12 protein-coding genes are annotated in these 21,070 nt (G+C 33.4%); 2 read left to right on the top strand and 10 right to left on the bottom strand.

From position 1 onward, the window contains the following. Positions 1-46 precede the first annotated feature (46 nt). Entirely contained in the window at positions 47-1,411 is a 1,365-nt protein-coding gene (rimK, locus tag GQS07_RS13350; protein ID WP_158211252.1) for a 30S ribosomal protein S6--L-glutamate ligase, read from the bottom strand. Between the two features lie 316 nt (positions 1,412-1,727). Then, the gene (locus GQS07_RS13345; protein ID WP_158211251.1) at positions 1,728-4,277 is read right to left on the bottom strand and encodes an ATP-dependent Clp protease ATP-binding subunit; all 2,550 of its coding nucleotides are present in this window, start codon (positions 4,275-4,277) and stop codon (positions 1,728-1,730) included. A 282-nt stretch (positions 4,278-4,559) separates the two neighbouring features. Here GQS07_RS13345 and gyrA point away from each other — a divergent pair, with 282 nt between their 5' ends. Together gyrA and GQS07_RS13335 are read left to right on the top strand one after the other, a co-directional pair. Further along, positions 4,560-7,103, top strand: a complete 2,544-nt coding sequence (gene gyrA, locus GQS07_RS13340; RefSeq protein ID WP_158211250.1) for a DNA gyrase subunit A — start codon at positions 4,560-4,562, stop codon at positions 7,101-7,103. Between the two features lie 23 nt (positions 7,104-7,126). After that, positions 7,127-8,398, top strand: a complete 1,272-nt coding sequence (locus GQS07_RS13335) for a tetratricopeptide repeat protein (RefSeq protein WP_158211249.1) — start codon at positions 7,127-7,129, stop codon at positions 8,396-8,398. A gap of 118 nt (positions 8,399-8,516) precedes the next feature. Here GQS07_RS13335 and GQS07_RS13330 read toward each other — a convergent pair whose 3' ends face one another. From GQS07_RS13330 to GQS07_RS13295, 8 genes are all read right to left on the bottom strand, one after another. Beyond that, entirely contained in the window at positions 8,517-10,412 is a 1,896-nt protein-coding gene (locus GQS07_RS13330) for a DUF349 domain-containing protein (RefSeq protein ID WP_158211248.1), read from the bottom strand. Between the two features lie 129 nt (positions 10,413-10,541). Beyond that, positions 10,542-11,294 carry a shikimate dehydrogenase family protein gene (locus GQS07_RS13325; protein ID WP_158211247.1) on the bottom strand — a complete coding sequence of 251 codons (753 nt, stop codon included), beginning with the start codon at positions 11,292-11,294 and terminating at the stop codon, positions 10,542-10,544. 97 nt (positions 11,295-11,391) lie between these two features. After that, positions 11,392-12,789 carry a tetratricopeptide repeat protein gene (locus GQS07_RS13320; RefSeq protein WP_158211246.1) on the bottom strand — a complete coding sequence of 466 codons (1,398 nt, stop codon included), beginning with the start codon at positions 12,787-12,789 and terminating at the stop codon, positions 11,392-11,394. 28 nt (positions 12,790-12,817) lie between these two features. Continuing rightward, positions 12,818-14,011 carry an aspartate aminotransferase family protein gene (locus tag GQS07_RS13315; protein ID WP_158211245.1) on the bottom strand — a complete coding sequence of 398 codons (1,194 nt, stop codon included), beginning with the start codon at positions 14,009-14,011 and terminating at the stop codon, positions 12,818-12,820. A 20-nt stretch (positions 14,012-14,031) separates the two neighbouring features. Continuing rightward, positions 14,032-15,783, bottom strand: a complete 1,752-nt coding sequence (locus tag GQS07_RS13310) for an OstA-like protein (RefSeq protein ID WP_158211244.1) — start codon at positions 15,781-15,783, stop codon at positions 14,032-14,034. A 120-nt stretch (positions 15,784-15,903) separates the two neighbouring features. Continuing rightward, complete coding sequence (locus GQS07_RS13305) at positions 15,904-17,175, bottom strand: adenylosuccinate synthase (RefSeq protein WP_158211243.1); 1,272 nt, start codon at positions 17,173-17,175, stop codon at positions 15,904-15,906. Between the two features lie 27 nt (positions 17,176-17,202). After that, positions 17,203-17,673: a Fur family transcriptional regulator gene (locus GQS07_RS13300; protein WP_090410024.1), complete on the bottom strand. Its 471-nt coding sequence runs from the start codon at positions 17,671-17,673 to the stop codon at positions 17,203-17,205. 96 nt (positions 17,674-17,769) lie between these two features. Further along, the gene (locus tag GQS07_RS13295; RefSeq protein WP_158211242.1) at positions 17,770-19,983 is read right to left on the bottom strand and encodes a RelA/SpoT family protein; all 2,214 of its coding nucleotides are present in this window, start codon (positions 19,981-19,983) and stop codon (positions 17,770-17,772) included. Positions 19,984-21,070 lie beyond the last annotated feature (1,087 nt).

Below are 21,070 nucleotides of genomic sequence, written 5' to 3'. Positions count from 1 at the left end.
TATTTAGTTTTTAGTTTAAACAGAAAGTGGCAGCAATTGCCACCACTTACCATTTTACTTGTTTCTCTATCGCTTTAATCATTTCTGATGCAATATCTTTATTTGTAGCTCCTTCAATTCCTTCTAAACCAGGAGATGAGTTAACTTCTAATAAAAGAGGACCTTTTGCTGATCGGATAATATCTACACCAGCTACTTTTAAGTTCATCGCTTTAGCAGCCTTAATAGCTATTTTTTTCTCTTCAGGTGTTACTTTAATAATAGATGCAGTACCACCTAAGTGAATATTAGCTCTAAATTCACCAGGAACAGCTTCACGTTGAATTGCAGCTACAACTTTACCATCGATTACAAAACATCTGATATCCTTTCCGTTTGCTTCTTTGATAAACTCTTGAACAAGGATATTGGCATTTAAGCTTTTAAAGGCATTAATCACACTTTCTGCTGCTTTCTTAGTTTCTGCAAGTACTACTCCTTTACCTTGCGTACCCTCTAATAATTTAACGATAAGCGGACTACCACCAACCATTTTAATTAAGTCATTAGTATCTAACGGTGAGTTAGCAAATCCCGTAGTAGGAATGTCAATACCATTGTTTAATAATAATTGAAGCGAGAATAACTTATCACGTGATTGCGCAATGGCAGCAGCATTGTTTAAGCTATATACTTTTAACGATTCAAAATGTCTTGTAAGTGCACAACCATAGTAAGTCATACTTGGTCTAATACGCGGAATTACAGCATCAAAATCATTTAAAATACGCCCACCTCTATAGTGAATTTCAGGTTGGTTAGCATCTAACTTCATATAGCAATACTTTAGATTTAAGAAGTGCATTTCGTGTCCTCTTAATTCCCCAGCTTCAATAATTCGTTTGTTGCTATATAATTCTGGATTACTTGCTAATAAACCAATACGCAACCCTTTTTTCTCTGTTTTAGGTTTTGTATAATATTCTTCTAATTTTTCTGTAGTAGGTTGTCCTAATAAGAAGTGTTGTTCTGGATCTACAAGTACACGACCACCCATTGCTTCACGTCCTAATAGCATACGATATCCCATTGAATCTCTATTTGTAAGAGTCAATTCGATTTCCCAAGAGTTATCTGCAATAGAGATTTCTGTTTTAATTACAAAACGAGATTCTCTTGAACCACTTGAACTCTTGACAATTCTTTTGTCTATAACCTTAGCTTCACAGTGAATGATAGTTTTACCATTGTGTTGAAGAGGATTAACATCAAACTTAACCCACTTTTCTCCATCTTTCTCAAAAGGTGTAATATTTACAGCGTGTAAAGCTGACGTTTTAGCACCTGAATCCACTCTTGCTTTAATAGCGGGGATATTTAAGGTAGAAAAAGAACACCATTCTTCACTACCAACAATAACTTTGTCTAACATATATAATAATTCTAATGCGAATGTAGTATTTTAAATATAATGCTTTTATATGGGAATGAAAAAAAATAGCAAATAATTATTATTTGTTATTCTATATTGACATACAGCTGTTTGAGTATTTAGGTTTTTAAGGTAACAAGAAGATTGTTTTGCCCTTTATATTAGCTAATTAACGGAATTATAGTTGTTTACCTACTAAGGGAAGAGTTGCTCTACATACTTAATTAACTTACGGGTTTGTGATACTACAAGTGCATGTGAGGGGAGTAGTATATAAAAAAATCCCAACCTACTAACAGGTTGGGATTTTTTCTTATTATTTAGAAGTACTCTCTGAAGAGTTAACTTTTATTTCAAGTTGAGTTTTTTCCTCATTAAGAACCATTTCTATTGAATCACCAGTGGTAATTTTAGAATTAACGATGTCTTCTGCAAGAGGGTCTTCAATGTATTTTTGAATAGCTCTTTTTAAAGGTCGAGCACCATATTGTTTGTCAAAACCTTTTTCAGCAATAAAGTCTTTCGCTTCAGTACTTAAAGTGATCTTGTAACCTAAGTCTTCAATTCTTGCATACAACTTCACCAATTCAATATCAATGATTAAATCAATATCTTTTTTCTCAAGTGCGTTGAATACAATAATATCATCAATACGGTTTAAGAACTCAGGAGCAAATGCTTTTTTAAGTGCATTTTCAATGATTGATTTAGAATGAGCCTCAGATTGTTCTTTCTTAGCTGTAGTTCCAAAACCAATCCCTTGACCGAAGTCTTTTAATTGACGTGCTCCAATGTTTGAAGTCATAATGATGATTGTGTTTCTAAAATCAACCTTACGCCCTAAACTATCTGTTAAATGTCCGTCATCAAGAACTTGAAGCAACATATTAAATATATCTGGATGTGCTTTTTCAATTTCATCAAATAGAATAACACTATAAGGTTTTCTTCTGATTTTTTCAGTTAATTGACCACCTTCTTCGTAACCTACGTATCCTGGAGGCGCTCCAACTAATCTTGAAACCGCAAATTTCTCCATGTACTCACTCATATCGATACGGATTAGTGCATCTTCAGAGTCAAACATTTCTTTAGCAATAACTTTCGCTAATTGTGTTTTACCTACACCTGTTTGTCCTAAGAAAATGAACGAACCAATAGGTCTGTTAGGATCTTTTAAGCCAGCTCTATTGCGTTGAATAGCTTTAGCAATCTTTTCAACCGCCTCGTTTTGGCCAATTACTTTACCTTTAATTAACTGAGGTAAATTTGCTAATTTAGTTATTTCTTTTTCCGCAATTCTATTTACAGGAATACTTGTCATCATTGAAACCACATCAGCTACATCATCTTCAGTAACTACAATACGGTTGTTTTTAACATCGCTTTCCCAGTTTTCCTGAGCTATTTCAAGTTCCTTTTCATACTTTTTCTCATCATCTCTTAAACGCGCCGCTTCTTCGTATTTTTGCTTTTTCACCATCTCGTTCTTTTCCTCTTTCACTTGCTCAAGTTTTTGCTCAAGTTCAACAATGTTTTCAGGAACGTTTATGTTGGTAATATGCACACGAGAACCTACTTCGTCTAAAGCGTCAATAGCCTTGTCTGGTAAGAAGCGATCACTCATATATCTGTTAGTTAACTTCACACAAGCCTCAATAGCTTCAGGAGTATAAGTAACATTATGGTGGCTTTCATATTTATCTTTAATGTTGTTCAAAATGATAATTGTTTCATCAACAGAAGTTGGTTCAACAATCACTTTTTGGAAACGACGTTCAAGCGCACCATCTTTCTCTATATGTTGTCTAAATTCGTCTAACGTAGTTGCACCCACACATTGGATTTCTCCTCTTGCAAGAGCAGGTTTAAACATGTTAGAAGCGTCAAGAGAACCAGTAGCACCACCAGCCCCAACGATAGTGTGAATTTCATCAATGAACAGAATAATATCATCATTCTTTTCAAGCTCGTTCATCACAGCTTTCATACGCTCTTCAAACTGACCTCTGTATTTAGTACCAGCCACTAAGCTTGCTAAATCAAGCGTAACAACTCTTTTGTTAAACAGAATACGTGAAACTTTCTTTTGTACAATGCGCAAAGCAAGTCCTTCAGCAATAGCTGATTTACCCACTCCAGGTTCTCCGATTAAAAGAGGGTTGTTTTTCTTACGTCTACTCAAGATTTGAGAAACGCGTTCAATTTCTTTATCACGACCAACAACGGGGTCAAGTTTCCCATTTTCAGCCATTTCAGTTAAATCACGGCCGAAATTATCTAAAACAGGAGTTTTAGTTCTTTTTGCAGTTTTAGTATTTGAACTGTCATTTTTGTCAGAGTTTTTGCTGTCATTTTGTCCTGGTTCTTCAAAAGTTTCTGCTTTTGGAGAATCAAAGATGTCATCGGCATCCGTTTTATCTGTATCTTGAAAGTTTAAATACTCTTGTTTAATAGCCTCATAATCAACCTTCATTTTGTTTAAAACTTGCGTAGAAGGATCATCGCTGTTTTTAAGAATACAAAGAAGTAAATGAACAGTGTTAATCTCTTCATTTTTAAATAGTTTAACTTCTAAGTATGTTAATCTAAGAGCACGTTCAGCTTGCTTCGTAAGGTGCAGAGCAGCTTTGTTATTTAAGAGCTCTTTGCTTGGAGATGCTGGGTTTAAAGATTCTATTTTATGTCGTAGAAAATCTATATCTATATCTAAATTGTGTAAAATAGTAGATGCTTCACCATGCTCAACTCTTAATAGTCCAAGTAATAAGTGTTCAGTACCGATAAAGTCGTGGCCAAGTCTTAATGCCTCGTCTTTACTATAAGAAATCACATCTTTTACTTCTTGTGAAAAATTATCGTCCATTTTTAATATAAATTAGGTGAATAATCAATAATTGTCTTGATAGGTGCAAAAAGCGTACCCATACAATTAAACATGACAGTAGCTAATTGACAAAAAAAAATCTTAATAAAAAAACTTGTTAAGAGGTTTTTTAAAAAATATTTGATAGATGTAAGTTATTCTGTAAAAATGAATTTAAAACTTAAAAAATCAAATGAAATACTTAAGTAAAAACGTGTATTAAACCTATAAAAAACGTATATTAGCGCGTTTAATAATTGACAATTTTAATTTTATATACTTATGTCTGAAGGAGAAAAGTTAATTCCTATTAACATAGAGGAGCAAATGAAATCTGCCTATATCGATTACTCGATGTCAGTTATTGTTTCCAGAGCTCTTCCTGATGTTAGAGATGGCTTAAAACCTGTTCATCGAAGAGTATTATTTGGAATGTATGAATTAGGCGTAATGTCTAATCGAGCTCATAAGAAATCTGCGAGAATTGTAGGAGAAGTTTTAGGTAAATATCACCCACATGGAGATATCTCAGTATACGATGCTATGGTGCGTATGGCTCAGGATTGGAGTATGCGTTATTTACTTGTTGATGGGCAAGGTAACTTTGGATCTGTGGATGGCGATAGTCCAGCGGCAATGCGTTATACAGAGGCAAGAATGAAGAAGATGTCTGAAGAGATTCTTGCTGATATTGACAAAGAAACTGTTGACTTTCAATTAAACTTTGACGACACTTTAGAGGAACCAAGAGTAATGCCAACACGTATTCCAAACTTATTGGTTAACGGTGCTTCAGGTATTGCAGTAGGTATGGCTACTAATATGGCACCTCACAACTTATCTGAGGTTATTGATGGTACATTGGCTTATATCGATAATAACGATATAGAAATTGATGAGCTAATGAACTATATTAAAGCTCCAGATTTCCCAACAGGAGGTATTATTTATGGTTACGAAGGAGTTCGTGAAGCTTTCAAAACTGGTCGTGGACGTGTTGTAATGCGTGCTAAAGCAAGTTTTGAAGAAGTTGACGGAAGAGAAAGTATTGTGGTTACTGAGATCCCTTATCAAGTGAATAAAGCAGAAATGATTAAGAAAACTGCTGAAGCTATTAATGATAAGAAGATTGAAGGGATTGCTACTATCCGTGATGAGTCTGACCGTAACGGTATGCGTATTGTTTACGTTTTAAAGCGTGATGCAGTGCCTAACATTGTATTGAATACGCTTTACAAATACACTCAATTACAATCATCTTTCAGTGTAAATAACATTGCTTTGGTTAATGGACGACCACAAATGTTAGATCTAAAAGAATTAATCTATCATTTCGTTGAACATAGACACGATGTTGTTACTCGTCGTACGCAATTCGAGTTGAGAAAAGCGGAAGAAAGAGCACATATTTTAGAAGGTTTGATCATTGCTTCTGATAATATTGATGAAGTAATTGCATTAATTCGTTCTTCAAACAATGCTGATGAAGCAAGAGCTAAATTAATTGAGCGTTTTGCTTTATCTGAAATTCAAGCAAAAGCAATTGTTGAAATGCGTCTACGTCAATTAACAGGACTGGAGCAAGACAAATTGCGTGCTGAATATGATGAAATCATGAAGTTAATTAATCATTTAAGAGAGTTGTTAGCAAGTAAAGAGCTAAGAATGAACTTGATTAAAGAGGAGTTAATTGAAGTAAAAGAGAAGTTTGGTGATGAGCGTCGTTCTGTAATTGAATATGCAGGAGGTGATGTAAGTATCACTGACTTAATCGCTGATGAGCAAGTAGTAATTACTATTTCTCACGCTGGTTATGTTAAGAGAACGCCGTTATCAGAGTATAAAACACAAAATAGAGGGGGAGTAGGACAAAAATCTGCAGGTACAAGAGACCAAGATTTCTTAGAGCATATGTATGTTGCTACAAACCACCAATATATGTTGTTCTTTACACAAAAAGGTAAATGTTACTGGATGAGAGTTTATGAAATTCCAGAAGGTACAAAAACAAGTAAAGGACGTGCTATTCAGAACTTGATTAATATCGAGAACGATGATAAAGTAAAAGCATTTATCTGTACACAAGACTTAAAAGACGAAGAGTACATCAACAATCACTTTGTGATTATGGCTACTAAACAAGGTCAAGTTAAAAAGACTCCTTTAGAGCAATATTCTCGTCCACGTCAAAATGGTATTAATGCAATTACGATCAAAGAAGATGATGAACTATTAGAAGCTAAATTAACGGATGGTAAGAGTAAAGTATTACTTGCTTTAAAATCAGGTAAATTAGTTCGTTTTGACGAAGAGAAAACTCGTCCAATGGGTAGAACAGCATCTGGAGTTCGTGGTATTACATTAGCAGATGAGAAAGACGAGGTAATCGGAATGGTATCTGTAAGTGACTTGGATAGTGAAATTCTTGTAGTTTCTGAAAATGGTTATGGAAAACGTTCTGCATTGGATGAATATAGAGAAACAAACCGTGGTGGTAAAGGTGTGAAAACAATGAATATCACAGATAAAACAGGTTTGTTAGTATCTATTAATTCTGTTACAGATATGGACGACTTGATGATTATTAATAAATCAGGTTTAACTATCCGTATGAGAGTATCTGATCTTAGAGTTATGGGGCGTGCTACACAAGGAGTTAGATTGATTAATATCAAAGATAACGATTCAATTGCTGCTGTTTGTAAAGTAATGCGTGAAGATGACGAAGAGATTGAAAATGTAAACTTAGATGAAGATGGAAATATTATTTTAGATATTGATACTGAGAATACAACAGACGATACAACAGGTGAAACTTTAGAATAGAAAGTAGAAAAAACTATATAAATATGAATAAAGGTTATGTTTACTTATTGTCAGCTTTGATGGTATCAGGGTTAACAATGGCTCAAAAAAAAGAACTTAAAGACGCTGAAAAAGCTGTTAAGAAAGGTAATGTTGTTGAAGCAAAAGCTGCATTGAAAGCTGTTGAGGCAGTTTTAGGAAATGCTTCTGATGCTGAGAAAGCACAATACTATGGTCTTCAAGGGAATTTAGCATTTGCTCAGATTCAAAAAGATGTAGATGTAGATAACAATGTTGATGCAATCATTGAATCTTTCCGTAAACTAAACGAATTTGAATCTAATAAAGGAAGTAAAATCGTTAAGTTAGCTAATGAAGAGATTACTACAGTAGGAACTAAAGTTGTTGGTAAAGCAATTGAAGACAATGGTTCTAAAAATTATAAAGGTGCTACAAGACGTTTTACACAAGCTTATGAATTAAATCCTAAAGATACAGTATATTTATACTATGCTGCATCTACGGCTATTAACTCTAAAGATTACGAGACTGCAATTAAAAACTATAAAAAGTTAATTGATTTAGGATACGACGGAAGTGAATCATACTATACTGCGGTTGAGAAAACTTCAGGACAAGTACAAAGCTTTGGGAAAGATTCTAAAATGCGTGACTTAATGGTAAAACAAGGAACTCACACGGATCCTAAGTTTGTAAAAGAGGAGTCTAAAAGACCTGAAATCGTAAAAAATCTTGCTTTAATCTATTATCAAGAAGGTAAATATGATGAAGCTGAAAAAGCTGTTGCAGAAGCAAGAAGAAGTAATCCAAATGATATGAACTTATTATTAACGCATATGGACTTATACTTAAAGTCTAATAATATGGGGAAATATGAGGAATTAGCAAAAGAAGCTTTATCTAAAAATCCTAATGATGATGTATTGTTATACAATTTAGGAGTTACAAGTTTTCAAGCAGGTAAATACGAACAAGCACGTAAATATTACGAAGATGCTATTCGTGTAAATCCAAAGTCTGAGAATGCTTATTTAAACATGGCTTTCTTAAAATTGCAGCCAGATCAAGACATTACTAATCAAATGAATAGTTTAGGTCTTTCTGCTGCTGATAATAAGAAATATGATGCATTACAAAAGAAAAAACACGCTATTTATAAGGATGCAATGAATGACTTAGAAAAAGTTATTTCTATTAATCCAGAAAATGATTCAGCTGTAACTACTTTGAAAAATATTTATCGTGCATTAGAAATGAACGATAAATTAAAAGCATTAGAAGCTAAAACTAAATAGTCTTATAAGATTATCAATAGATAGAAAAGCCCAATGAATTTAATTCATTGGGCTTTTCTTATTTATAAAAGAGAGAAGTAATAAAAAAGGAACAAATAATTATTTGTTCCTTTTTTTACTATTCGTTATCCATTTCTCTGATTTGATTTAATTTATCTTCCCAGATCTTTAGATCATCTCTATGTTTTTCAATGTTTTTATTTACTTCTTTTACAAATGGATTGTCATTTGTTGGGTTTTGAATATATGCTAAGTTGTTCTCTAATTGTAAGATGTTAGAATTAACTTCATCTATCTTACGTTGAATAAATACAGCTTCATTTTGAAGTTTTCTTTTGTCATTAGATTCTAAAATAGACTCTAAACGATTATTAAATTTAACAGCTTCAGTTTCACGTTTACTCATACTTAGCTTGTCAAATAGAACATCAAGTATTTTATTAAACTTACCTTCAATAAAGCGTTTGTTTTGCGCAACACGGCCAAGGCTTTTCCAATTGTTGATATGATTTTTAATCTCTGCAAGATCTGTTTTATGATCTCCAGATAATTGAAAACCTTTCATCAAGTCTAAATATTCTTTCTTTCTATTGTAAACTTCTTGTTCTTCTTGCATTTCGCTATTCTTAATAGAGTGTAAGCGGTCAAAGTAAGAATTACAAGCCTCTTTAAACTCTTTCCATAATTGGTCTGAATGTTTACGAGGTACGTGTCCAATAAGCTTCCAATCGTCTTGAATCTTTTTCATGATAGGAGTAACTCTATCAAAATCTTCGCTATCTTTTAATTCATTAGCTTTTTCAATTAAGGCAACTTTTTTTGCGTAGTTGTTTTGTTGATCTCTTTTAAGTTCTTTATAGAAAGCGTTTTTACTACTATTAAAATTTCTTGTAGCTAACTTAAATAAATCCCAAACAGCTTCATTATTTTCAATTGGTACCTTACCGATAGAGAAGAAGCGTTGTCTTAATTCTTCAACACGTTTAATCTCTTTTTGCCAAATATTGTGGTTACTAATCTTTTGTTTAGACAATTGATCAATTTCACTAATGATAGCAACTTTTAAGTTCAAGTTCTCTTTTTCTACCACGCGTAATTTATCAAATAGCAGTTCTCTTTTGTCGTGTAGTTGTTTTGTAATGTCGCTAAACTGCTCCCAAATTTGTTCTCTAACTTCTCTGTCAACAGGGCCAATTTCTTCTTTCCAAATACGGTGCAATGTTTGTAATTCTCTAAAAGCTTTAATTACATCATTGGCAGATAGTAATTCTTGAGCTCTTGTAATTAACTTTTGCTTTTGTTCTAAGTTATATTTGAAGTCTAAATCTCTTGATTCTCTATCTAAGTGAAGTTGATCGTAAAATCTCTCAATTTGGAAGTGATAGTTGTTCCATACGTGGTTATATTTATCTTTAGGAATTGGTCCTGCAGATTTCCACGCATCTCTTAATTCTGCTAATTGTTTTAGCGCATCTGCTCCTTGTTCACTGTTTTCAACTAAATTCTTTAGTTTATCAATGATCTCAAGGCGTTTATCCAGATTTGTATTTAGATTGTTTTGTAATTGCTTGTAGTATGCATTTTTCAACGTTCTAAACTCGTCATATTCTTTATCAAACTCAACCTTAATAGGTAAGTGATAGTCGAAGTCAGCTTCAGAGGCATCAGGATTCTCTTCCAAGAAAGTCTCTTTTTTCTCTTCTAACAACTCATTATACTTGCGAAAGAATTCTTTTTTGATTTCTTCAGCAATGTCTTTGATAGCTGTTACCTTGTGATGTTTGACTAATTTGTGAAGTTCGTGCGTTAACTTTTCCATATCCAACTTTTCATAGTTTATGGTTGGAATATCTACTTGTTCGTGTAAAGCTAAATCCTCTCCTTCTTCAGCATTAGACGCGTTGATGGAATCGAGAGCTTTTTCTTTATCAGTTGGGACAACCTCACTTAAATTTGATTCCGGTTTTTGTCCATCTGCTTGCTCCTGCAGGTTATCATTCTTTTGTTCTAACATTTGTGAAAACTCTTTAGTTAAACAATAAATATAAAGTGCGATATATATGACACCTTCTCAAATTTAATAAAAAAAAATGAATAAACCCCTTTTTGTACTATAAGATTAATAACGTTTTTTATTTAACTCTTAATCCCTGGAAAATGGTCTGTTCCAAATTTTGTAGGCTTTCTCTGCTTGCAGTACCAACATTTCATAACCATTCTTGACTGTTGCTCCCTTTTCTTTAGCCAATTTCATTAGCATTGTTTCTTCTGGATTATAAATTAAGTCGTAAACAATATGTTTTTCTGTTACAAATTCCATTGGTACTTCAGGATATTGCTCAATATTTGGATATGTGCCAACGGGAGTCGTATTTATAAGAATTGTATGATCAGCTAAAATTTCTTTATTTAAATCTTTATAAGCTAAACTATCTTCACTGGCCGTTCTACTTACAAATTGAAATTTTATACCAAGTTTATTTAAAGCATATTCAATAGCTCTACTTGCGCCACCAGTACCAAGAATTAAAGCTTTTTTATGGCTGTTTTTCAACAAAGGCTTAATTGAGTGATAGAAACCATACCAATCAGTGTTATATCCTTTTAATTTACCTTTTTTAGTGATCTGAATTGTATTTACAGCTCCTATTTTTTTAGCTTTCTTACTCAAACTGTCTAAATAAGGAATGATTGATTGTTTATAAGGTATCGTTACATTTAAGCCAGTAATATTTTTATTAGCTTCGATTATGTCAGAAAACAGACTTATTTTCTCAATATCAAAATTCTCATAAGTACTATTACTGTCTTTTTTCTTATCAAATTTTTCTGCAAAGTAGGCTCTTGAAAAAGAATAATCAATATTTTTTCCAATTAATCCGTAGCGTTTAGTCATTTTAGTTAGTAGTTTTTAATCGAAGGATTACTGAAGTAAAACATCCTTTGAAATTTGAGTATGAATATAAGAAAAAAAGCTATTCAAAAGAATAGCTTTATTTAGTTTCAAATTTCTTAATTATATTTTGAACAAGAGGGTTTTCCCATTGAGTAGGGAAGAACGTCTGAATGATTGTTCTCTTGTCAAAGTCTTTGTTCAAGGCTGTAGTTAAGTACTCTGTTCCTCTGTCAATATCGTGAATTGTAAAGTAAACAACGGCTAATCTGTAGTCAATGTCTGCTTCTTCAGGGTGAAAGTCTGCTATTTGTAATAACTTTTGAATTGATGACTCATATTCCCCTAAAAGATATAATACATCTGCCCAACCTGTCCAATTCTCAACAATGTAATTTCCGAGTTCAGCTGCTATTTTATAACCGCGTTCAGCTTCAGAAAAATTCAATAAACTTTTGTTTAAAATAGCATAACGTATCCAATATCTCTCATTAAACTCGTCAATCTGAATTGCTTTTTGAACATAGAACAATGCCTTGTCATAGTTTTCTTCTAATATACACAAGTCAGTTAGTGCTATCCAACCTTTGTCAAGCATTGGATCTTCGTGTACTGATCTTTTGTAAAACTGATAAGCCTGCGTATAGTTATTCAGTTTTTCATAACAAGCTCCAATGCGCATTAGCACAAAAGAAGTAGCATCATCTAATTCTAAAGTCACTAAGTAATTTGTAATAGCATCTTCAAACTTGTTTAACTTCTCAAGTGTTTTTCCTTTTTCTAAGTATGCACCTACAAACTCCTCGTCAATTAACGTAGCATAGTCAAATGCCCATTCTGCTTTCTTGTAATTTTTGATTGTGAAATACTGTCTTCCCAATTGGTGCCAAGCGATTTCACTATATGGATTTCTATCAATAAAGCCAGTTAAAAAGGTAATAGCCTCTTCATTCTCACTTAAAAAGTCAAAACAGTATACAACATTGTATAAAGCAGATTGATCTTCTTCATCGTGTTCTAAACACAAGATAAAATTTTCCTTTGCCTTTTCAATATCGTCTACAAGTAGGTATTCCATTCCTAATAGAGAATAGACATCAGCCAAGTCCTCTGTTAGTTCTAATGCTTTTTTCAAAGACTCAATAGCCTCTAAATGATTGCCTTTTTTAGAATAAACTGTTGCACGTTGAATAAATACTTCTTCGTTTTGCGGATCAAGTATTTCAATCTCGTTTAACAATCTATCCGCTGCTTCAAGTTTATTCTGAAATATTAATAATTCTACTTCTACTAATTTTAAACCAGTAGAGTTAGGGTGTTGCTCTAATCCTAATTTAAGAGCCTTTTTTGCTAAATTCAATTTCCCGGAATCGAGATAATGCAAAATGATGTTCTCAAATTCTTCAGAGTCAAAAAATAAAACCTTGTTGGTTTTAAGCATTGACTCAAAACGAGAAAGAGATAATTTATTTTCTTCTTCGTCGTTATTTAAATGCATATAATAATATGTGTTTGTAAATTAGAAATTATAATCCTAATTCTTTTTGTACTTCATTCAGTGCTTCAATAATCATAGCACATCCTTCTTTTATTTCGTCTTCTGAAACTGTTAATGGTGGAGTAATACGAATTGCTTTTCCTTCAAATAACAACCAGAATAAGATTAATCCTTTTTCTTGACATTTCATAATTACGCGATTTGTAATATCTGCGCTCAATGTCATCGGTGCTAACATCAGTCCGCGACCTCTAATATCTGTAATTAATGGGTGAACCAACAACTCTCTAAACAGCTTTTCTTTTTCAAGTGTTTGCGCCATTAAGTCTGTTTCAACTAACTCTTTTAACGTTGCTAAAGACGCTGCTGCAATCACAGGGTGACCACCGAAAGTAGTGATATGTCCAAACTTCGGATTGTCATATAACATATCCATGTGTTTATCACTCGCAGTAAAAGCACCAACAGGCATTCCACCTCCCATACCTTTACCCATAACGATTACGTCAGGAACAACATCGTAATTTTGGAAACCGAATAATTTCCCCGTTCTACCAAAACCAGGTTGAATCTCATCAACAATCATCAAAGCACCAACTTCTTCACAACGCTTTTTAACCTTAGTTAAGAATCCGTCAAACGGTTCAACAAAACCTGCACCACCTTGAATTGTTTCAAGAATGATACCTGCCGTTTTAGTGGTTATCTTTTCTAAATCTTCCACACAGTTGAAGTGAATGAAATCAACATCTGGTAATAGGGGGCGGAAAGCGCGTTTGCGTTCTTCAAAACCCATTACACTCATTGATCCCATCGTGTTTCCGTGGTAAGCGTTAAAACAAGAGATAAGTTGGCTTCTACCAGTTACTCTTTTCGCAAGTTTTAAGGCTCCCTCAGTTGCCTCAGTACCTGAATTTACTAAGTATGTTTTATTAAGCGGAGCAGGGATGTTCTCTGCTAATATTTTACAAAACTCAACAGCAGGGTCTTGAATATACTCACCGTAAACCATTACGTGAGAGTATTTATCCAATTGGTCTTTAATTGCTTGATTAACCTTTGGGTTTTGATGTCCAAGGGTACAAGCAGATACGCCTGCTACAAAGTCTAAGTAAGCTTTATTATTATTGTCGTATATGTATGAACCTTTTGCGTATGATACTTGCATAGCTAAAGGATTCGGTGATGTCTGAGCTTGGTATTTAAAAAAATCTTCTTTCATTATTTTGATTCTTTTATTGTCTATTTTGTAATCTTTTGCACTTGTGCTTTTTTTGCGCTTTGTTGTAACTGTTTAGCAGGTGCAGTGTTATTTTGAATTTGAAGAGGAGTAGGTACCCTTTCTTCCTTTTTCTTTTCTACTTTCTTTTCTTTTGTATGAGAAGAGGAAGTAGACATTGTTTCTGGTTGCAGTTCTAACGGTTTGTCAAATCCTGCTTTTTTATCATCTCTTTCCTTTTCTGTTTTCTTTTCATTTAAGAGTTCTTCATCAGTAAATATATCGTCCAAAGAGTTGATTTTTTCATCTCCTCTCCAAAGGAAATCTCTTAGTAATCTTGCACTTTTAGGTAGTAGTGCGTCAGGATATAAATCACTTGACGGAGCTACGAACTTCGTAGCAGTGGCAATTTTACCATCGTCAAAAGTCACGTTTATATGACTACAAATACCTTTGTCAATTCCTACTAACTCATCTTTATCATTATACATATAGTAAATGATTTCGGCATTTTTAATCAAGTCAAGTTCTGAAAGTTTATTTTCTTTAAACTTACCATATAAGTTAACACCTTTCAGTTGATTATATCCGGTGCCTATGGAATCTTTTTGAATAGCAAAAGCATTGTCTATAACTTTAATTGAATCCATTTGCTCAGTTTGCATATTGCTCAGCATATGAATTAATCGACCTGTTAATTGCGTTTCTCCATTCCACAATACAGGTTTTCCAATCATTTGTGTCAGTCCAATTTTTTCATTCCAATGAATAGAATCAGCCTTACCACTCATACTATCTCTAAAAATTCGAGCATCTTTATAAGCACGAATTACTCTCTCTTTATCTTTTCCTGTCAATAAAATTCGAGGAGCGTGCATATACACAGAATCTCCTTCTTGCGATTTCATACTAACTAAAGCTTTCTTTGTAACATACATCGAATCTTGAGCTTTGTATAGTTCGGCATAATGCCCTGTAATCTTAGCTTTATTGATTGTATCCGTAATAACTACATTATTTGTAGCAGAAGCATAATCTTTTTGTTTCGCATAATAAATTGAATCACCAGCTATTTTTCGCTGATCGTACCATATATACGAGTTCTTTACCATTTTTCCGATGTCACTTTTAACATCGTAGAAACCATTTTCAGTATAAATGTAATCCCCTTTATTAGTTACCGTTGACGGACCATATACATAGGCGTGTTCAGGTACTTCATAAAAGTCTAAGTGATTTGATTTAACTACAGTTCCTTGTTCAGAAGTAATTGTAACAGCAGTGAAGAATTGAAACTTCTTTTCTTCCGTGAAATATTTTCCACGTTGGCTCTCTAAGACATTCCCTTTGTTGTTAATCACAGCGTGAGAATCGTAAAATACTAAATTCTGAAAACGGTCATACTTCAAAGTATCTGTTTCCATAGTAGAGTCAGGAGAAGTTAAAAGTACATCACCTTGTGCATAAGCAAATCCATTGACTCCATTATACTCAGCGTATTTACTATTCATCGTCAAGGTATCTCCTTGGACAATGTGTACATCACCAAAAAGTTTAAGGTAGTTTTCTTTTTCGAAGTAGTATGCTTTGTTACACGTCATATTTAAACCATCGTGTTCCGCAGAAATATTCCCCGTTAGAATTACCGCATCGGGTAAAACCTGTTGGTTAATGTCTGAATAATCAGCGTGATGTATGATGATTTTTTTTTTGTCTTGACTAAAACTAAGTAACGTGAAAAGTATAAAAATTACAGAATAATGTATTGCTCTCAAGTCGATATATTTTTGTCAAATTTAAGTAAAAAATGTGAACAAAGATTTTAGTTAAGAATAAATTATATTTAGGAAAGTAAAAAGATAAAAAAAACACTTCCGAAGAAGTGTTTTAGTGTATTATTTAACGATTGTTTGCGTTCTATCAGGACCAACAGATACAATTTTAATAGGCACATTAAGTTCTTTTTCAATGAACGTGATGTATTCTTTTAATTCTGAAGGTAATTCCTCGTAAGAAGTCATTCCAGTTAAGTCAGCTTTCCATCCTTTTACTTCAGTATAGATTGGCTCAACGTTTTCTGGTTCGATGTTGTAAGGTAAATGATCGATTTCTTCTCCTTTATATTTGTACGCAGTACAGATTTTTAAAGTTTCAAAACCAGAAAGCACGTCAGCTTTCATCATATACAATTCAGTAACACCATTAACTTCAACTGCATATTTTAAAGCAACTAAGTCTAACCAACCACAACGTCTTGCACGACCTGTAACTGATCCAAACTCACGACCTACATTAGCCATAGTAGCTCCGATTTCGTCGCTTAACTCAGTAGGGAATGGTCCGCTACCAACTCTTGTAGTGTATGCTTTGAAAATACCGAATACGTTTTTCACTTTGTTTGGAGGAACTCCTAAACCAGTACACGCACCAGCAGCAGTAGTAGTAGAAGAAGTAACAAATGGGTAAGTACCAAAGTCAACGTCAAGTAAAGACCCTTGAGCTCCTTCTGCTAATATTGATTTTCCATCTTTTAACGCAGTACTAACGTAGTTCTCGCTATCGATGAAAGTTAATTTTTTAAGTTGTTCAATAGAAGTGAAAAATTCCTCTTCTAATTCAGCAAGATTATACTGTAAATCCACATCGTGGAACTTAATCATTGCTTCGTGTTTGTCAGCTAAAGCGCGGTAACGCTCTTTAAAATCAGCTAATTCAATATCACCAACTCTTACACCGTTTCTACCAGTTTTGTCCATATAAGTAGGGCCAATTCCTTTTAATGTAGAACCGATTTTAGCTTTCCCCTTTGCAGCTTCAGATGCAGCATCAAGTAAACGGTGAGTAGGTAAAATAAGGTGAGCTTTTCTTGAAATTAATAATCTTGAGTAGATATCAATATTAAATTTTTCAAGTCCTTCAATTTCTTTTATAAATACCACTGGATCAATTACAACACCGTTTCCGATGATGTTCATAGAATTTTTATGGAAAATACCCGACGGGATAGTGCGTAGTACGTGTTTGATACCATCAAATTCTAAAGTGTGTCCAGCATTTGGTCCACCTTGAAAGCGAGCAATAATGTCGTATTTAGAAGTAAGTACATCAACGATTTTACCTTTTCCTTCATCGCCCCATTGCAGGCCTAGTAGTAAGTCTACTGTCATTATTTGTGTTGTTAAATTGTTTTATTTTTAGTTGTTTTCCTTTTTCTCAGCTTCAGCTTCCGGATTCTTTCTTGAACCATAGAAGTAAAGAGAGTGATTATGGATATCTATATTAAAGATCTCTTCGATCGTTTTTTTGATCGTCTGAATACGAGGATCGCAAAATTCAATTACTTCACCTGTATCAGTTAAAATAATATGATCGTGTTGTTTGTCAAAATATGATTTCTCATAATGTGCTTGGTTTTGACCAAATTGGTGTCTTCTAACCAATCCACATTCAAGCAATATTTCAATAGTATTGTAAAGGGTAGCTCTACTAACTCTATAGTTTTTATTTTTCATTTTGATGTAAAGAGATTCTATATCAAAATGATCTTCACTATCATAAATTTCTTGTAGAATAGCATACCTCTCAGGAGTCTTACGATGCCCTCTGTCTTCTAAGAACTTCGTAAAAACATTTTTAACGATTTCTTGATTTTTTTCACTTCCCATTTTCAAAATATCTTAGGTGCAAATATAGAGCTATTTTCTTTTCAGACGAAAAATAAAAATAAGCTTCATCTATATTCATATAACTTTTACTTATTCTTAAGAAGGATTAACTCTTGACACTTTGTCAATTCCTTCTATCTTTTTGATGTTCATCATCATTTTTTTCAACACGTCATTATTTGGAACAATAACAGTGATTGAACCTTTAAATAATCCCGCATTTTCACTTAATGAGATACTGCGAATATTAACCACTTTACTCTCCATAATAATCTTAGTGATATCAGTAGTTAAACCAGCAGAATCCAAACCAGTAATATTAATAGTAGCTTCAAAGTTCATTGCAGTTTGAGAATCAACCCATTTAGCAGGTATAATTCTATAAGCATAGTTTGAACGCATACTAATAGCATTCGGACAATCTGTTTTATGTACTTTGATTCCCTCATTAATGGTTACAAAGCCAAATACGTCATCTCCAGGAATAGGATTACAACACGTAGCCAATTTATAATTAAGCTTTTCTTCATCCTTACCAAACACTAATAAATCTGGCACTTTTCCGCTTGCTGTATCACTTGTAGGAATAGAAGGTGCTCTCTTAATAGTCTTTTTAAAGAAACTAAATAGGGAATTATTTCTATTCGCTGCAAATTCTTTCAGTTGCGTATTATCAATCATTCCAGAACCCACGCGATAAAATACCTCTTGGCTTGTTTTCACTCTAAAGTGCGCCACCATTTCATTCACTACACTCTCGTCTAATGTAATTTTAAGGTGTTTTAATTTGCGGACTAACTGTTCTTTTCCTTCGTCAGCAATTTTCTTTGTATCCTCGTTTAGTGCACTTTTAATCTTGTTTTTCGCACGAGAAGTAGTTACGTAATCTAACCAACTGACATTCGGTTTTTTACTTTCAGAAGTAATGATTTCTACCTGATCACCACTTGACAATACGTGGTTTAATGGAACTAAACGTCCATTCACACGAGTTCCTCTTGTGTGTAATCCCACCTCAGAGTGGATAGAGAAAGCAAAGTCTAACGCAGTAGCCCCTTTAGGAAGCGATTTAATTTCACCCTTAGGAGTAAAGATATAAATCTCCTTAGCATATAAACTAAGTTTAAAGTCCTCCACAAAATCCACTGCATCAGTTTCGGCATTTTCTAACGCCTCTTTCAGTTGATTTAACCAGATATCAAGGTTATTTTCTTCTGTAACCCCATTTTTATATTTGTAGTGAGCAGCATAGCCTTTCTCTGCAATTTCATCCATTCGCTCACTTCGGATTTGAATTTCAACCCATCTACCTTTTGGGCCCATTACAGTAATATGCAAGGCTTCATATCCAGTTGATTTAGGAGCAGAAATCCAATCTCTCAAGCGGTTCGGGCTTGGGCGATAATGGTCAGTTACGATAGAATAAATCTTCCAAGCAATGAATTTCTCATCGTGAGGATTAGACTTATAAATAATACGCAAAGCAAATTTGTCGTACACCTCGTCAAAAGTTACGTTCTGTGCTTTCATTTTGCGTCGGATAGAGTAGATAGACTTTGGACGTCCTTTCATTGAATAATCAATGTGTTCTTCATCCAAAGAAGCTTTTAGCGTATCACTCACCGATTTAATATACGCATCTTGTTCTTCCTTGCTCTCTTTCATTCTATTTACAATGTCTTTGTAAACGCGAGGCTCAGTATATTTAAGACCTAAGTCTTCTAATTTTGTTTTGATGTTAAACAAACCAAGTCTATGCGCCAAAGGAGCGTAGATATATAATGTTTCAGAAGCAATTTTGGCTTGTTTATAATCCACCATACTGTCCATTGTTTGCATATTGTGCAAGCGGTCAGCAATTTTAATAAGGATTACACGAACGTCATCATTCAACGTCAATAGCATTTTTCGGTAGTTCTCTGCCTGCATAGAAATATGCGGGTCAGGTTCAAACGTAGCCATTTTAGTCAACCCTTCAACAATCTTAGCAATTTTAGGGTTAAACCATTCTTCTATTTGTTCTACTGTAATGTCTGTGTCTTCTACAACGTCGTGTAGTAAAGCTGAAGCAATAGATGTAGGTCCCAAACCAATTTCGCTTGCTACAATTTTAGCAACAGCGATTGGGTGGAAGATATATGCCTCTCCAGATTTTCTGCGTTGAGGTCTGTGTGCCTCTACAGCTACGTCAAACGCTTTTCTGATTAACTTTTTATCGTCGTCAGTTAAAGTTTGATAACTTATTTGGAGAAGTTCTTTATACTCTCTTGCGATAGCTTTGTTTTCAATTTCAATTTCTGCCTCTGTCATAAATTACTCTTCTTAATATCGTAAATAACCTTGTATTAAATATATGAAAAAAAACAATGTATAAACCGCATAATGGTTTAAAAATATAAGGTACATCATTTATAAAACCTGATAAAATTTATAGAATATAAAATATCACGTTTTGTGATTTAACGTAAAGATTTACAAAACTTTACTAAAGTACAAACAATTTTATTATGTAGGAGTGTAAAATTATAAGAATTAAAAAGCCTTAAAAGTGACTTCTTTTGACAGTGTGTTAAAGCTACTTTTCTGCTTTTTTAGAGAAATTAAGGAGTAGAATTGTTTTGATTTATGTTTGAATGCTTCCCAAATAAAAGTATAATGTCTCATAATGTTATCATACGATTTTTACACAATACATATAAAGTATTATAAACATTGGGTTTTAAATTATTGTATCGCAAATAAAATACAAAAAAGTGTTTTAGATTGTACTACAACGTTTTTTTGTCTTAAAGACACACACTTTATTCCTAATAAAACCAAGGCTTACAAGTGTTTTGATTGTACCATGTTCGATACATGTTCGAGACAAGTACCACATTTACTCGGAAATAGGGTGGTATTTCCGAAGGAGTGTAGAACTAATGTGGTACTTGTGTCGAATGAGTGCTAAACAAAACTAAGCGTAAAGTAATTTGTTTACCCAAATATAACTTTTTCTATCAATTTTGAGTTACTACAAATAGGAAAGAAGGGATTAGTAAAATAGTCGGGAATGATGAGAACTTAGAAGTTTTGACAAGTGAAAAAGTCCTTAATTTTTTACTGATTTCTGTACTTTACGTAAGCTATATTTATTAACTAAAAGAACTTAGAAGAATTATTAGCACGAAAAACACCTATATTAAAAACAGGTTTGATATTTTGTTTGTAGGTTTGTAGTCAATCAAATCTCTCCCTAACAATAAGTATAGCTATGTAGTAATTTTTGGCTATAAAATAATAAGAATATGATGTTATGATAAGTTAGAACCACATTGTTTGATAACGATGGTTTTCTTGTAGTGTAAAGGGAGATTGACAACAGGGTTTATGTTGTAAGTAAATATTAAAAAGCTTT

Source organism: Myroides phaeus, assembly GCF_009799805.1.
In the GTDB taxonomy this organism is placed as follows: Bacteria; Bacteroidota; Bacteroidia; order Flavobacteriales; family Flavobacteriaceae; genus Flavobacterium; species Flavobacterium phaeum_A.
The sequence above is the reverse complement of the archived record's forward strand: the minus strand, read 5'-3'. Positions and strand labels throughout refer to the sequence as shown.

Coding starts and splice junctions, on each gene's coding strand:
- rimK (WP_158211252.1), bottom strand. CDS start 1,411: ATGTTAGACAAAGTTATTGTTGGTAGTGAAGAATGGTGTTCTTTTTCT.
- GQS07_RS13345 (WP_158211251.1), bottom strand. CDS start 4,277: ATGGACGATAATTTTTCACAAGAAGTAAAAGATGTGATTTCTTATAGT.
- gyrA (WP_158211250.1), top strand. CDS start 4,560: ATGTCTGAAGGAGAAAAGTTAATTCCTATTAACATAGAGGAGCAAATG.
- GQS07_RS13335 (WP_158211249.1), top strand. CDS start 7,127: ATGAATAAAGGTTATGTTTACTTATTGTCAGCTTTGATGGTATCAGGG.
- GQS07_RS13330 (WP_158211248.1), bottom strand. CDS start 10,412: ATGTTAGAACAAAAGAATGATAACCTGCAGGAGCAAGCAGATGGACAA.
- GQS07_RS13325 (WP_158211247.1), bottom strand. CDS start 11,294: ATGACTAAACGCTACGGATTAATTGGAAAAAATATTGATTATTCTTTT.
- GQS07_RS13320 (WP_158211246.1), bottom strand. CDS start 12,789: ATGCATTTAAATAACGACGAAGAAGAAAATAAATTATCTCTTTCTCGT.
- GQS07_RS13315 (WP_158211245.1), bottom strand. CDS start 14,011: ATGAAAGAAGATTTTTTTAAATACCAAGCTCAGACATCACCGAATCCT.
- GQS07_RS13305 (WP_158211243.1), bottom strand. CDS start 17,175: ATGACAGTAGACTTACTACTAGGCCTGCAATGGGGCGATGAAGGAAAA.
- GQS07_RS13300 (WP_090410024.1), bottom strand. CDS start 17,673: ATGGGAAGTGAAAAAAATCAAGAAATCGTTAAAAATGTTTTTACGAAG.
- GQS07_RS13295 (WP_158211242.1), bottom strand. CDS start 19,983: ATGACAGAGGCAGAAATTGAAATTGAAAACAAAGCTATCGCAAGAGAG.